The 15,779-nt window shown below is 43.4% G+C and carries 11 protein-coding genes and 1 pseudogene; 4 read left to right on the top strand and 8 right to left on the bottom strand.

Annotated elements, in window-relative coordinates; genetic code table 11:
* Window positions 1-169: 169 nt before the first annotated feature.
* Window positions 170-1,074 (bottom strand): annotated as a pseudogene (locus R7M72_RS05295) (LysR substrate-binding domain-containing protein).
* Between the two features lie 88 nt (window positions 1,075-1,162).
* On the opposite strand from R7M72_RS05295, the gene catC reads away from it, so the two are divergent.
* Window positions 1,163-1,822 (top strand): type C chloramphenicol O-acetyltransferase, encoded by a 660-nt coding sequence (catC, locus tag R7M72_RS05290; protein WP_318056085.1) that lies wholly within the window; start codon window positions 1,163-1,165, stop codon window positions 1,820-1,822.
* A gap of 54 nt (window positions 1,823-1,876) precedes the next feature.
* Here catC and R7M72_RS05285 read toward each other — a convergent pair whose 3' ends face one another.
* From R7M72_RS05285 to R7M72_RS05270, 4 genes are all read right to left on the bottom strand, one after another.
* A complete protein-coding gene (locus tag R7M72_RS05285; RefSeq protein WP_318056084.1) occupies window positions 1,877-3,556 on the bottom strand; it encodes a FapA family protein in 1,680 nt (559 codons plus the stop codon).
* Window positions 3,557-3,807: 251 nt separating this feature from the next.
* Complete coding sequence (locus tag R7M72_RS05280) at window positions 3,808-5,835, bottom strand: tRNA(Met) cytidine acetyltransferase TmcA (protein ID WP_318056083.1); 2,028 nt, start codon at window positions 5,833-5,835, stop codon at window positions 3,808-3,810.
* 105 nt (window positions 5,836-5,940) lie between these two features.
* Entirely contained in the window at window positions 5,941-6,915 is a 975-nt protein-coding gene (locus R7M72_RS05275) for a ParB/RepB/Spo0J family partition protein (RefSeq protein WP_006740903.1), read from the bottom strand.
* A 7-nt stretch (window positions 6,916-6,922) separates the two neighbouring features.
* Window positions 6,923-8,140, bottom strand: coding sequence for an AAA family ATPase (locus R7M72_RS05270; protein ID WP_005374503.1), 1,218 nt, complete (start codon window positions 8,138-8,140; stop codon window positions 6,923-6,925).
* A gap of 1,240 nt (window positions 8,141-9,380) precedes the next feature.
* On the opposite strand from R7M72_RS05270, the gene R7M72_RS05265 reads away from it, so the two are divergent.
* Complete coding sequence (locus R7M72_RS05265) at window positions 9,381-11,351, top strand: replication initiator protein RctB domain-containing protein (protein WP_005392102.1); 1,971 nt, start codon at window positions 9,381-9,383, stop codon at window positions 11,349-11,351.
* Window positions 11,352-11,640: 289 nt separating this feature from the next.
* On the opposite strand, the gene R7M72_RS05260 is transcribed toward R7M72_RS05265, so the two are convergent.
* Genes R7M72_RS05260 through R7M72_RS05250 form a run of 3 tightly spaced genes read right to left on the bottom strand, consistent with a single transcriptional unit; the run spans window position 11,641 to window position 13,891 of the window.
* Complete coding sequence (locus tag R7M72_RS05260; protein ID WP_005374501.1) at window positions 11,641-12,108, bottom strand: hypothetical protein; 468 nt, start codon at window positions 12,106-12,108, stop codon at window positions 11,641-11,643.
* Entirely contained in the window at window positions 12,108-13,040 is a 933-nt protein-coding gene (locus R7M72_RS05255; protein ID WP_017821873.1) for an ATP-binding cassette domain-containing protein, read from the bottom strand. Before R7M72_RS05255 ends, R7M72_RS05260 begins: the two co-directional genes overlap by 1 nt.
* Window positions 13,041-13,042: 2 nt before the next feature.
* Window positions 13,043-13,891, bottom strand: coding sequence for an ABC transporter ATP-binding protein (locus tag R7M72_RS05250; RefSeq protein WP_005374497.1), 849 nt, complete (start codon window positions 13,889-13,891; stop codon window positions 13,043-13,045).
* Between the two features lie 361 nt (window positions 13,892-14,252).
* Here R7M72_RS05250 and R7M72_RS05245 point away from each other — a divergent pair, with 361 nt between their 5' ends.
* Both R7M72_RS05245 and ribA read left to right on the top strand, forming a co-directional pair.
* Entirely contained in the window at window positions 14,253-14,450 is a 198-nt protein-coding gene (locus R7M72_RS05245; RefSeq protein WP_005374493.1) for a PA3496 family putative envelope integrity protein, read from the top strand.
* 238 nt (window positions 14,451-14,688) lie between these two features.
* The gene (gene ribA / locus R7M72_RS05240; RefSeq protein ID WP_017635221.1) at window positions 14,689-15,750 is read left to right on the top strand and encodes a GTP cyclohydrolase II; all 1,062 of its coding nucleotides are present in this window, start codon (window positions 14,689-14,691) and stop codon (window positions 15,748-15,750) included.
* The last annotated feature ends 29 nt before the right edge of the window (window positions 15,751-15,779 follow it).

The following is a 15,779-nucleotide window of genomic DNA, read 5'->3' as shown; positions in this document are numbered from 1 at the left end:
CTTCTGTGTCCGGTCAGTAGTTATTGCCTTTAATGCTGATTTGAAGAAGCTCACCCTCGTAATATGTTTTCTTCGTTACCTGTTTTGACCAACACGCCTGCATCAGGAAAACTGGTGACAGTGTTTTCGCATTCCTTTGCTTCCTCAATTGTTGCTAAGTTTGTTGTCGCTATTCGCCGACAGAATATATGTTCCTAAAGTGATCAATGAACGCTCGCGTTCTTCTTGGTAAGTGCTCACGTTTTGGGTAAAGCAGATAAAGCGGCAAAATCGCATCCGTTTGCCAATCTGGCAGCAAACTCACGAGTTGTTCTTTTTGTGCAGGTTCGAGTTCGGCCAGCGCAAATTCATCTAACATGGCAACACCACAACCAGCCAAAGTAGCATCCAACATGGACCGGACAAGATTAAAACTCAGCGTACTTTCTAACCCAATACTGCACTGCTGCTGAGTTTGCTTATGCGTAAACATCCATTTATCTAACACCAAGTCACGACTTTTATAAAGGATGTGCTCCAAGTCGCAAAGCTCCTCTGGCGTACTTACATTTGGTTTATCAGCTAAATAAGAGCGATCGGTTTACAGTGTAAAGTGCGTAGCTGATGGCCGACGTATCCCTCTGGAAGAGTATCGGTAAAGTAGAATGCGATATCAAACCCAGCCTCAATCAAGTCGAGAGGTGTCTCTGTGAAGATCACTTCGACGCTCACTTGTGGATGTTGCAATCGAAACTCTATCAATGTTTGGCTGAGTAACGCGGCTCCGAAAGAAGCAGACGCCGCTATTCTCAATTTTCCCGATACGATCTCGTTTGCCATGACTTGCTCATTGATCTGCTCAGCGCCTTCGAGCAGTTGCTTTACCTGCTGATAAAACCGCAAACCATCGTAGGTCAAATTAAACTGGCGCGTAGTTCGCTGAATAAGCTGCACCGACAATATGTCTTCAAGCTGTTTAAGTTGCCGACTTACATGCGCATTCGAACAATTCAGTCGCTTTGCTGCGCCAGCAATACTTCGCTCCTCGCACAAAGCGACGTAAAGTGGTACGTAGCTGAGCCATTTTATTTCCATACAGTAACTCTGAATCTCTAAAATCAAACTACTGGAAATAATAGAAAGCCTCTAAACTCTGTACAACCTAAATTTGAAAGGATGAGTTATGAGTGTTTTCGACACGTGGTTAAAAGGTCAAGTCATTAAAGATCACATCACTAATCCCAATATCATCGTTGGCGATTACAGCTATTACTCGGGCTTCTATCATCAAAAAAGCTTCGAAGAGCAAGCGGTACGCTACTTGTTGGGTGACCCCGTCACACTTCAAGAATGGCAAAGTAGAGAACCCGATAGCATCGACAAATTAATCATTGGCAAGTTTTGTTCCATCGCTTCTGGAGCCACCTTCATGATGGCAGGAAATCAAGGTCATCGCATTGACTGGATTTCGACCTTCCCCTTCTCTCCTGAAGAATTTGGAGAAGGCGTGCAAGACGGTTTCGAGCGTGCCGGAGACACGGTGGTGGGGAACGATGTTTGGATTGGCAGCGAGGCGATGATCATGCCCGGAATAAACATCGGCGATGGAGCCGTCATCGGAGCACGCGCCGTAGTGACGAAAGACGTGCAACCTTATTCGGTGGTGGTTGGAAACAACCAAGTCGTACGTCAACGATTTAGCGATAAAGAGATTGAAACTCTACTCAATATCCAATGGTGGAACTGGCCAATAGAACACATTAAACAAGCAATGAAAGTAATGTGTAGCAGCCAAGTTGGTGCGCTTGCGGACTACTATCAAGAGCACATTGTCGATTTGTAGATAAAAAAGCCCACACATCTTGTTGCGACGTGTGGGCTCAGTGAGTAAGAAAGCTTAAACCGCAGCGACGTCCTCTTCTTCCAAGTTCGCCGAGACTTTAATTTCGTATTGATTGAAACGGAACGAACAACCGCCATGAGTGCGCTTTGTCGTTACTTGTTCGTCGCCAAACTGCACCGTCACGCGAGTGAAGACACGCTCTTTGGCTTCGACAATATTTTCTTCTAACGCGACTTCAAAGTCATGTTCCGTTTGTTCTAGCTTTTGCTTTATCGCTTCAAGCTGCTCGTTGTTTTGTGTTTTCATCACATCAATCTGAGCTTGTTCTTCGTCGGTACGTTCGGCTTTAGGACGTTTCTTAAATTCGAGCTCTTTACGAATCACATCCATCGTGCCTTCTTGAGCGCGTTTATATTGATCTTTGAGCTCTGCTAATCGCTCCTTAAATGCAGAATATCGCGCGAACGCTTCTACCTTAGTGGCGGTGTCGCCTTCTACGCCCAATTGTAAACACACCACTTTGTCACCGACTTTTGCATCCCCGCCGCTGAGCGTACCGTTCCTACCGTTCGCATCCAGCACCGTCAGATTGCGCCCACAAAGAATATCGTTATTCATGCTGTGCACCGCCAACTCAATATCTTCGCCGGCTTGCAAATCACAATATTGGGCGTAGCTGGCACGAATCGAACCTTTGGCTTTGACGTGACAGCTCTTTGGCTGACCATCACTCACGGTGTGGCCAATGATCCCTTTACCGACTTGGATGTCGTCTTGTGCTTGTACGTCAGCCGATTCAATGAAGCCGCCTACAGTAATAGAGCCCGTCGCTTTAACAATCATTCCGGATTCAATGTTGCCACCGATAATCACATTCCCTTTGAATTTCACGTGACCTGTATTCACGCCAACGCTATTGAGACAGAGTGCGTTATCAACTTCAATGGTTTTGTCTTTAATTAGAGGCGTACCGGATACCGATGCAATCAATAGGTTTGGGTCGTGCTTGCTTATCTCGGTGCCCTTGCCTGGCTTCATTGGGCTGTCTTTTCCAGCTTGTGGAGGAATCACTCGCCCTTGAACAGTAAAACCTGGCGTACCTTTGGTCGCAGGCGTGCGGCGCATCACCTCATCGCCTACGTCAACCGCGATAGTTTCACCGAGGTTACGTAAATCAATTTTGTCGCTAGCAGATTGGCCGTCTTTGGGTTTGAGGATGCGTTTGGTGATGTCTTTAACGAGAGGAGTAAAAAGAGCGTCTTTGCCTTTGATAGGTTGCTTACCAACCGCTACAGGTTGAGAAAAAGTTTCGCCCGGTTTGAGCTGAGTGCTGACAACCAACACTTTCTTCAAAGCCAGTTTGTTGATGCCTTTCGAAACTCGCGCTTGAGCAAGGGCTTGAACAATCTCGGGGCCACGTAAGCCTCGGCCTCCGTACGCGCCGACAACGTTCATACTGGCGAGCATGTCATTATTCGATAATTCGACCTCAACTTGCGCGTTGCGTTTTTCCGCAATGACGATGCCTTCGTAAGCTTCGGCTTTACGTTCTTTGGCGCAGTTAATGAATCTCACGACTTCCCCCTCAACAACAAACATCTTTTCAGCGTTCATTGCGGCGAGCTGCGAGTTTAATTCATTTTGATTTAGCTCACCACCGAGGTCCACTTCTCCCGGAAGACGGGCTATCACCTTGGTCTTATCTTCAGATAACTCAAGACACAGCTTCCACATATCCTTACCACTTTGCTTCCCATCAACACTTTCAGTCTACCCAAATCCGTTTTCTGAACAAACCTCGCATTTCTTATTATAAGGCTCACGTCACTAAAGAAAGTAATCCATCAATAACGGTTAAACAGATATTAAGAGAGCATTTCGATTTAACCTAAAGCTCAATCAAAATACACACTGAAATAAAAAGGAGCTGGATTTACAGTGTAAAATCAGCTCCTAATAATTTCATTTACAGTGTAAATCTCACCTTATTGTTTACAGTGTAAATCGTTCCAAATGTGCTTTACTTCGTCCCTTAGCTGCTGCTCAACTTGCTTTCTTCCAGGTAGCCCAAATTGCTGAGCACATTCAGTCCAACTACGGTTAAGAAAAAGCTTACTGATCATCAAGTCGGAAGCGGAGTTCAAACCTAAGTTAAGTAACCACTGCTGAAGCCAAGCAGACACGGACTCATAACTGTTACCACCATCAGCATAGCATTCAATTAGTAATAACTTCGCGGGATGAAGTGGACTCATTCCCAAAGGTTGCGGTAATAGAGCTCGAAAAATTGAGGCTTCTAATTTTGGATAGACGTCAGCCACATTGTTAGACAACATTTCTTCAAATAGCGCCTGAGATTCATCGACCCAAGCCGTCTGTTTGGAATCACAAGCTTTGACCATCAAGACTGAATAACAACCGCTAGCAGCATCGCGCATTGACCCTAAGCGAATTGCACGGAAGTTCGATTGTCGCCAGAAATAGACCAACTCTTCCGTCGCACCGAAACTCGTGGATAAGTAAGCAATGTGTTTAGCCGCCATTTGCTCAAGTTGCTGCAGCATTTTTTGACCGATGCCTCTTCCTTGCAATGCCGGATTAACAGCAATTCTCATGACTCGCAGCGTCGATAGCTTCGCAACATTGGGGAATCCAAGGTGGTTTGCAATCGTAACTGGGGCTAAGTGTCCTTTAGGACGACGCTTACCAAGCTGAATTTCTTCAACCAATTCGGCGTCAAGCCCACCCTCTTCGACCGCTAATATTACCCCCACAACCGCATTATCTTGCTTAGCAAAATAGAGCTGACTGTTGTCGTCTTGCAAAAGGTGAATCAAATCATTCGGCGAGGTCTGATAATGAGCATTAACCAAAAGAGCGAAGCACTCACGTAGCAAACTAGGCTGCGATATCAAATCGTCCTTATCGGCTTTAGAAAGGGAAATTGAGTCGACCTGGTTAAGTTGATGGTGCGTTAACTCCGCATCCAACAAAAACGCGTCATAGAGCCATGATTCGAGCGCATCATTCATGCTCCAGCGGATGGGCTGTGTCATGTGCCATGTTTTCATTCCCGAACGCTGTTTCTGAAGCCAATCAACAAATTTAATCGTAAAGCCCCGGCCACAACCTTCATAACCGTGAATAGTCGTAGAAAAAACGAGTCGATGATAATGTTCGGTAATGCTTTTAAGCATAGGAACTGGAATTGCAGCCGCTTCATCGACAAGTAACAAATCACATTCAGGTCGGCTCGATAGAAGTTCGTCAGGAGCAATGAATTGAATGGCTCCCTGCCCTGATTCTAATCTGTCCTTCCTAATACGCTGCGCATTAGGAAGTAACCGCAAAGCATGTTGGTAAACAGGCTCAACAGCTTTTATAGATGGTGCCGTAATTAAGATTCTAAATGGCTTCTGCTGTAATAAGTTCGCACAAGCAATACCAAGTGCGCTTGTTTTTCCACGCCCACGATCAGCGGTCAAAATTAATGGTCGCTTTCGATGTCCTGTCACCACCTTTTCAATTAGAGAAATGGCATGTTCTTGTTCCGTGTAGTGGCTTTCTTTTTCTGCTTGCTTGATGTCTGGAGCCGTTGGCAATGGTTTGTCTTGCTCAATAACAACGAGCTTCTCCCATTGTTTGTGCATCCATTGCTGAGCAAAGTTCGGAGTTTGTCGCGGCTCAGTAATGATAATAAGAAGGCCACCGCCAACCAATGTGCCAAGCGCGGCGGTAAAGCTATTTGCGTCAAAACCATTTCGAGCATCAAACAATAGAACGTCACACTCTCTGCCTAACAACATGTGCCCTTGTTTAGGCGAAACACTGTATGCGTTCTCCAAACCAAAATCGCCGACACAAAACCAACGTTGATACATCTGTGTTTTATGGAACTCTGACACCAATGCATCTTGCCAAGAAGACTCGCCTTGAATGACGATGCCGAATCTTTGGAAAGATTGGTGAGCTTGTAGTTGAAGTGATGAAAGGAAATCAGATTGTGTCTGCATTTTGTCTATCCAACGTTGAACTGACGCAATGGTATCACATCTTTAATTTGACGCTTCTCAGATATAAAAAAACCGCCCGGAGGCGGTTGATTCAATCATCTTTTGTTATTGCAGCTTGTTTTGCACAAAGGCAAGAATCTCTTCCATCAAGCTGTCGTCAACTTTCTTCAAGTTCAACGCCAGACTGCTACCTTTTCGGCTGTAGCTTGCTCGACCTTTTACTAAGTCGACTTTTTCGGTCTTCTTGCCAGGTTTTGCTGGTGCAAGCTCAGCAATCCAGTTTTCGATGCTTTCCGTGACTTCTTTTGTCAGACGAGCAACGCCTTGAGCTGTGCTTCGCTGCCATAAAAAGCCTTCGCTAGAGCGACACTTATCTAACAGCTCTTGCTGCTGCTCTGGCGTCAACGTTGAAAACTGTTTGTGCAGTTTCACAATAGTTGGACGACCAAGATCGCCGACATTGGGATACGCTTGAAGCAGTTCTAACGGTAATGCCGCCGCTTTTAAAGCGCCACTTACTAACGCTTCACTACACTGGAACATTTTCGCCAATGCTTTCTGATCTTCAGCTTCACCACTATCTAGTTTAGCCTGCATCTCTTTACCTTTTTCGTACAAAGAGAGCGGCTTGTGAGCATTTGCCACATCAGACAAAAACTTAGCATGGTCAGTATTGATGTTGTCAGCAACATAAACCAAAAAATCTTGTTCAGCGAGGATACAAGACATGCGACGACGGCTACCATCTAAAACTTCAATCTTGCCATCTTTAGTTCTACGACCCACAGCTGGATATTGTTGGCCACGCTCTTTGAGTGTGACTAAAACATCAGATAAAGCATGTTCGTTTAAGAACGATTGCTCACGAGCGTTATCAACAAACACCGTTGTTTCTGTCGCGACTTTCTCTGCAGGAATACGAACAAGTTCAAACTGAACAATATTTTCACCTGCGACAGCTAGCTCAATCGTTTGAGCTTTTTCTTTTGCCGCGGTTTGCGCCTCTTGTGGAGTCACAACACGACGTTTATTCGTTTTGCCAAATAATTTCGCGTTTAATTCAGACGTTTTCAAAGCCATTTACTTATTACCCCTGATTCAATGACGGCCAATTAGAATGCAGCACACGCTCTAATTCCAGTGCGCTTTTATGAACAGCGTCTTGTGCGGTGGCTAGCGTCTTCTTACCGCCTTCAAAATCGCTTACTGTCAGATCAAATACTGTGCTGTAGGTATCGGCACAGGTTTCAAACGCACGGCTACGAGGGATAGTAGCCATCATAACTTGGTCACCTAGAAGATAGTTCATTTCAGTTAAAACAGAAACTTGCTTCTTATTGTCGTCCTCAAACATGGTTGGCATCAAGCGAACAAACTCAAGACCATTCCAGTCTTCCGGAAACATTTCATATACCGTAGGCAAATGCTGGAAGAAGTTTACTGTTGAAGCCCAGTCCAGACGCTTAGCCGCACAAGGGATTAACAAAGCATTTGATGCATACATCGCATTCCATACTAGTGGGTCAACGTGTGGGCCGGTATCAATCATGATGATATCGAAGTCATCAGCAATTTTATCAATCAGTTGCTCTTTTAGCAGACGAACGATATCGAGTGATGGGTCTTCAGATAGCGTTTGCCATGCTTCAGCATTAAACATTGCGTCTTCTGGAAACGCTGAAATCGACTTTAAGTTCGGGTATTGCGTTGGCAGCAATACGTTTTTACGCAAAAATTCACTGTCAATTTCTACACCATCAGGCACATTACCCAACATAATGTCTACAGCAGAATAGATATTGTCATGCTCTGCCATGCTGATTTGTGGGTTGAGGAATAAACGTAGCGAGCCTTGTGGGTCTAAGTCGATTAAACAAATACGGTAGCGTTTATCCAAATTTAGCGCTAAACATGCCGCTAAATGGACCGCTGTCATTGATTTGCCTGTACCACCCTTCTGGTTCTGCACGTTAATAATCCAAGGTTTGTTACCTGAATTCTTCTTACGCTCATGAAATTTAGGCACTTCAGCCGCATCCATAAGCATATGTGCTTCTTCTAACGTAATTGAATAATGATTTGCGTTATTTTTAGTAAATTGATGACCAGCCGCTTCCATCTTACCAATCGCGTCATCGAGCTTACGACGAGTTAAACCTGAACGGGTTTCCATCATCGCCTTAGACATTGGTGGGAAGTAGTTATCGCTTCGCTCTTCTAAAACAATTTCAATACGGTCAGCTTGAACCTGCTGAGTCAGCTCCGCCAACTCAAGAAGGTTTTCAATCGTTTTTTCTCTTTTCATGCCAAATTCCGTTGGAAGGATTTATGCTTGCAATTGTACAGCAGTAAAGACCAAAAACAACAAAAAGGTGCACGAACATTTTGAATAACCATCACATAAAAAAACACTCAAATCGACGCTTTTATGATTTATGGTAAAAAACATAACTATTTTTAATTAAATAATCTTAGAATAAATGGACACCTTAAACTTAAAATTAAAAGTGTTACAGCGTCACTCATTTACAATGTAAATCAATTTTCTACCGGAACGATTATATTCTTAAGCTAAATTACGGATTATGTTAGGCCAACCTAATTTAAACAAAAAATAGAAAGCAATCTTTCAAAATGAACGCTAATAACAACCTTGATCATGTATCCGAGCCAAAAAGGGCAGTTCAAGTGATGTCCCTATGGAAGTATGATCAAGGTATGCTTATGATCATGCTTCCATGATAAAACACAAATACGAAAGCATGATCATGGAAAAATAGAGTAGACGAGGGTGTAAACACGCGGATTAAATAAGATCCATCAATCGGAAATATGATCAAGCTATAGAATCTCTCGGAAGCATGAGTTTTTGTCTCTAATTTACGGTTGAATGCAGTCAGAATGGGGGATGGAGAAGAAATTAGTGGATAGAGAAGCCGGAACAATGAAATTGTTCAAGTTACTATGATAAATCTTACTCTTATGATCATGCTTCCTAAGAATAGTCCGAAACTAGGTTTTACTGCGGAATAAGAGCTACTTGGATGCATTTTCATCACATGAGTAATTTATCATCAATATTGTCTCCAGAACGATAGCTATCTCAGCTCTTGATCATCGATCCGAGTATCAATAACATCGACAATGCTCAATAAAATTCTCATTAAGATCATTATTAAACACAGTATCTGTGGATAACCTGTAAAAACATCATGATCATCGTTTCATGACTCTTTTGATCATCTTTTCATAAACTTAATGATCATGCTTACGAGCAAATGTGATCATGCTTTCAGGCTATTGTTGATCATAGTTTCAGAATTAACATGATCATAGTTCCGACATGCATGAAAAACATCACTTTATAGAACATGCACTTAGCGGCAAAACGATAGCCAGATCATTAGATCATATAATCAATTAAGATCAGATTAATCAAAAAGATCAGTTATTTAAAAAACAATCTTTTTTCTTTATTTATGATCTGTTTTTCTTTATTCTTCGGAACCATAGCACAACTACGGCTAGTGTGATCTGGATCTAAAATGACGGCTGATGAAAAAATTCTGATTAAAGCACCTAGAAGCCATAAGGATGGCCATCTTTTTGAGGTACATGAATCCTCTGCAGATTGGGTAGAGCAGTACCAACATTTCAAAGGGGTGACCAAAAGCATCTTAGAGTTGCTTAATCTGATCTCATTGCGAGGTTTCAGCAGCAAAGATGGATTGGTTTCAACCACAGAGATTGTGGAAGCGACGGACGGACAACTCACTCGTGCAGCTCTGCAACAACGCTTACGTGCAGCAGTAAACATTGGTTTGTTTACTCAAACTCCAGTGCGGTTTGAAGAAGGACTTGCTGGTAAGACGATGTTACATAAGTTTGTTAATCCTAATCAGCTGATTTCAGTGTTGGGTGCAACAAGTCTTGTTACAGACAAAGTACGCCAAAACGAAAAGCAAAAACGTTCAAAAGCATTGGCTCAAACCCAAGTGAACAAGCGTTTGTTGAATGAACATGGGTTGAATACCCCTCCAACGATGAAAGATGAAGCCGATCAATTTGTCGTGTCTCCAACGAATTGGGCTGGGATCATTGACCAAGCACTTGCACCACCAAGAACTCGAAAAAGTTATCAGAAATCCATGGTGTCGATCTCTGGCACCAAAGCGGTTATTGAAACGCGATCATCCAAAAATATCATGACTGTGGATGATCTGATGACCTTGTTTGCTCTGTTCACGTTGACCGTGCAATACCATGATCATCACAAAGATCAGTATCAACTCGACGCAGCACACGTGCCGAACAAGACGCCGTTATACATTACTGATATTTTGTCGCTTCGAGGCAAAAAAGACAGTGGTCCAGCACGTGATTCTATTCGCGACAGCATTGATCGTATTGAGTTTACCGATTTCCAGCTGCATGAACTTACTGGTCGTTGGCTAAGTGAAAACATGCCAGAAGGATTCAAAAGTGATCGTTTTCGTTTTCTTGCTCGAACCATCACTGCGTCTGAAGAAGCGCCTGTAGAGGGAAGCGATGGTGAAATTCGTATCAAGCCAAACTTGTACATTTTGGTTTGGGAGCCTTCGTTTTATGAAGAACTATTAACGCGTGATTATTTCTTCTTGTTCCCACCAGAGATCTTGAAGCAACATACTTTGGTATTCCAACTGTATTCTTTCTTCCGTAGCCGCATGGTGCGTCGTCATACTGACTGCATGCTGCTGAGTGAATTAAACCAGAAGCTGGCACGTAACATCGAATGGCGACGATTCTCGATGGATTTGATCCGAGAGCTGAAGCGTTTATCGGATGGTAAGGGAACGGATGAGCTGTTTGTGGTGAATTTGTGGGGTTATCACCTGACGATCGAAACTATGATCGAGAATGACAAAGTGATGGACTACCAGATCGATATTAAATGCGATGTGGAAGAAGTCTTACGTTATTCACGTGCGCGAACAACCAACGCAGGAAAGCGTAACATGGCGCCTACGCTGCCAAACCCACTTCGTAATGAGATGGTTACCCGACAACAGCTTGAAGAGCTCTCAGGCATCATAGACGGCGAATTTGAGCCTATCCAACGCAAAGCGCCATCCCCAAGAGGGAATTTAGGCCGCCGTGTGAAGCAAAGAAAACACCTGGTAGAGATCAATGCAGACGAGATCACCATTACTTTATCTAAATATACCTCACCAGAGGCTCTAGAACGCAGTATAACGGCTTTATCTGCGATGACAGGGCACTCGTATGCCTCAATCAAAGAAGAGTGTTCTGATTACATAGAGAAGCTTGATTGGCTAAGGGTAGGGGATGAGCCAATTCCTTATGAGACATTAAGCAAAACCGTCGAGCTGTTTAACACTCAAAATGATATTAAGCATCTTACCATTGAGCGCTTGATTGCTGGATTAGCGGTACGTCGGAAGGTGTGCCGTCAAATCTTCGATGGCCACATGGATGAAATGGTATTCCGCGCTCTGGATGAAATGGCGATTTAAAAGCGTTGCTTGATGTGTATCAAGCAATAGGCGTGGCGTATTGATTTGAAATGTAACAATGTCTTTCGATGATAAAAAACAGACTTAACTCTAACAAATCACTGACATTAGGAGCCAAGCCTGAGACTACTATTTATCACGAATAGACAACCTTTTGTCCTTTCTGATGATTAATAGATTGGCTCATATTGTTACATTCATTCTGAATAGACTTCGCGAGTTTCTCCTCAGGAAACTCGCTTTTTTTTACCTAAAATTCCGCTAATTAAGCCTTGATCATTTTTCCGGACTAATGAGGTAAACCTTGATCATGCTTCTTGGGTTCATTCCAATGTAATGAACGCATCAACGCAACATGTGATTCGATTAAGCTATGGGCTTGTTCCTGCCACTTGTTTTGATCACACTGCTGATTACAAAACTCTAAAGCCACAACGGTGAGATGCTGAAGTCGTCTCAAACACCAATCTTTGATCAGAATATCAGTCGAGACTTGGCATGCTGCTTGTTCAAGCTTTGCACTCGTATAAAGCAAGGTTTGATATGCTTTCTGAGGGTCTTGGTACCTTGCATGTTGAAACACGCGTAAACATCCATCCAACCAGCAAGCAATCGCTTTACTTTGAAGATCACTCAATTCGGGTCCAAACACGTCATCAGGCACCTGATATAAGATCGTTTCCAATTTTTCTACTTGATCATGTTTCCGCTGTTCGTACCACATGGCGATTTGATCTTGCCAAGTACTCAAATCCATTACGCTGCCTCAGTCCATTGTTTTACATAGTGATTTGGCCCTATTTGATCAAATTCGTCGACAATTATGCTGCTACGTTGACGAATTTCATCGGCATCTATCGAATAGTTTGGCTCATTTTTCACTAAGTTACCAAAAGGTAAGTCAGGATCAGGAACGGCAGAAATCAACAGCTTAGTATAAGGATGCTGCGGATTCTTAAGTATTGAATGAGTGTCGCCCCATTCAACGATTTGCCCTTTGTACATTACTGCGGTTTCTTCCGCGATGTAGTGCGCAGTCGCCAGATCATGTGTGATGTATAAAAAACCAATTCCCAGTTCTTGCTTCATTCGTTGCATTAAATTCAACACTCCCAAGCGAATAGAAACATCCAGCATAGACGTAGGCTCATCCGCAAGAATGATTTGCGAACCTACCGCTAAAGCCCTTGCTAAGTTTACTCGCTGACGTTGCCCACCACTGAGTTCGTGAGGGAACTTATTCAATGTCTCTTCAGGTAGTTCCACCAGCTTTAGAAGCTCTTCCAAGCGGGCTGGGATGTCGCGCTCGTTTTTGACTTGTTTATGAATTTTTAAAGGACGTGTTAGGTGATGGCGAATGGTATGAGTTGGATTGAGAGAGCCAAACGGATCTTGAAACACCATTTGTACTTTACTGCGATATTCTTGTAGAGCCGATCGTGACGTGATCTCATTTATGTCAGTGCCATTGAAAAGGATCTCGCCTTCCGTTGCAGGATAGACTTTGGTTATTAAACGAGCGCAAGTACTCTTACCGCAGCCTGACTCTCCAACCAAAGCCAAGGTTTTTCCTGCGTACAGATCAAAAGTCACTCCTTGAAGCGCACGAAAGGTTTCCTCTTTCGCTAAACCACCGCCCACTTTGAATTCTTTAATCACATTTTTCATTTGGATGATAGGCTGGCTCATGGTTACGCTCCTTGTAACTCTGGTTGTTTGTGGACGTCATGGATGTTTGGGAAAGAAGCCCATAGCTTTTGCGTGTAGGGGTGTTGAGGATGATTGCGTATATCGTATGCTCGATTGACTTCGACGATTTCTCCGTGACGCATGATTGCAATTCGATCACATAGTTGGCTCATGAGTGCCAGGTCATGAGTGATAAAGAGGACTGAAAAACCGAACTCATCTCTAAGCTGATAAATTTGCTGTAAAATTTCTCTCTGTACCACTACATCTAATGCTGTTGTGGGTTCATCCATAATGATCAGTTTTGGATTTAGAGACAAAGCAATGGCTATCACCAAGCGCTGACGCATTCCTCCTGAAAATTGATGAGGATATTCTGCTAAGCGTTCTCGAGGAATATTGACCAAGTCCAACAACTTTTCTGCTCTATCTTTTGCTTGAGCGTTAGTGAGGCCTTGATGGTGTCGTAACACATCTGCAAATTGCTCTTGTATCGTTAAGACAGGGTTGAGTGAGTTCATCGCGCTCTGGAACACCATGGCGATTTCACTCCACCTTAGAGCGGTCAGTTCAGAGTCTGAGATACTAAGGATATCTTTGCCATCAAACCATATTTTACCGCCAGAAATGAACGCTGGCGGCTTATGAAGACGATTTATTGAGAATGCGATTGTGCTTTTACCACATCCAGATTCACCGGCAAGACCAAATACTTCGCCTTTGCCGATATCAAAGCTGACGGACTTTACCGCATTAAAATCACCATTATCAGTGATGTAATCGACGCACAAATCTCGGATCTGGATGACCGGGTCATTGTGGTATGCATGACTTAAGTTAATACCATCCATATAAACACCTTATCAATCTAAAAGATAATTATTATCATTATCAGGTGTGGCGGTTTTTAGAAAGTATCAAGCTATGAATCAGTGAAGTGACTCGAAAGTTAGGTGAAACAGGAAGTGGTGTAATGCGTCGTTGATAAAACTAAAGAAGAGCAGAATTGAGAGCTAGATCAGCACACTTTTCGTAGGGGGAATTACTCAAATTTAATCGTAAATTTGTCCCTTAGCAAAACTTAAATGATGAATCTATTAAGGAGTTAACGAAAGGGCGGGAGGGGTCACATTTCCCTACAGTTTTTCTTACCACCTTGTTCCGGTTTTGCTATAGATTACGCATCGAAAACATGGTGTGTTCGGAGGAAATATGTCCATTAATTCTATCGACCATGACGAGATGACCAACATCGCTCACAAATGGGAATTACCTGATGAGGAAACCGTTGTGAAGCCAGAGAAAACAGTGAAATCAGCAGAAGCCAGAAGACGCATTGAAGCGTTACGTGAGATCCGTGAAAGTGGGTTGACCATTGAAGAAGCAAGGGAGCTTGGCTTGATACACTGATCGCCTCAGGTTGGTTTAGCAACCCATAGGGTAGTCGACGGACTGCCCTTTTTATTTTTTCACTCTATTACTCTCTTATTCAAACTCTCCATTTATCTGTCTTGCGCCTCAAAAGCACGAGTTTCACACTCACGTCCCGTCCCGAAGAAGTTTGACAATCTGACCTTGTGTTACTAGATATATCAGTAGCGATATGCTTTTTGTTGATTATCGCAACCACAAAGCAAGGAGCGCAAGTATGGTTGATCAAATCCTTTTTTATGAGCCCGATGAGCCCCACGGTTTTCTCTCAAATTTTTGCCATGCCCCAGTCAATATCTCCTCCCAAACTTGGCCCACCAGCGAACATTATTACCAAGCCCAAAAGTTTCTCGATGCTCAGTTGCAAAGTAAAATTCAGCACGCAAGCACCCCTGACGAAGCGTTTGCTTTAAGCCGCAAATACGAACACTTTGTCAGAAGCGATTGGGACGATATAAAGTTGGCTGTTATGGCTTTCATCGTTAGGGAAAAGTTTCTACAAAATCCACCATTAGCGCAGCAATTAATGAGAACGGGTAACGCTTGCCTAACAGAGCATTCTCATAAAGATGCCTTTTGGGGAGACGGGGGAGATGGTAAAGGAGAAAATCATCTAGGAGAGATTCTGATGAATGTGCGGGCAGAGCTGAGACATGTTGAGCCTTACAATCTCGTGAAGTTTATCGATAAAGCCAAATTGCCCACCCAGTGGGGCACATTTATGATGTACGGCTTTATTGAAGCCGCGACAAATAAAGAGCATCTTGCTCTGGTCTATGGTGAGCCAACAAAAAGTGCAGCTCCACTTATTCGGTTGCATTCGGAGTGTCTTACCGGAGATGCTCTATTTAGCACGCGTTGTGACTGTGGTTTTCAGCTTAATAGAGCGCTACAAAACATCGTCAAAGAGGGATGTGGCGTGCTGCTTTATTTACGTCAAGAAGGGCGTGGAATCGGCTTGATTAATAAAATTCGTGCCTATCACTTACAAGATGATGGCGCAGATACCGTGGAAGCAAATGAGCGTTTAGGTTTTGCCGCTGATATGCGTGATTACGCGTTCTGTAAAGGAATGCTAGAGCATTTGGGGATTGACGCTGTGCGTCTAATGACGAATAACCCACGCAAGCTCGCCGCCTTAAAAGCGGTTGATATTAACGTCATTGAACGAGTGCCATTACAAGAAGGGAATAACCCAAGTAATCAACATTACCTGCAAACCAAGGCGAGTAAATTGGGGCACATGTTTGATCCTAAGTTTGTTAACCACACTAAGTAAGTTCTACAGATTTCTCAGAAACAAAAACG

This window comes from Vibrio sp. YT-18, from assembly GCF_033337345.1.
In the GTDB taxonomy this organism is placed as follows: domain Bacteria; phylum Pseudomonadota; class Gammaproteobacteria; order Enterobacterales; family Vibrionaceae; genus Vibrio; species Vibrio alginolyticus.
Note: the sequence above shows the minus strand (reverse complement) of the source record. Positions and strands in the feature narration are given on the sequence as shown.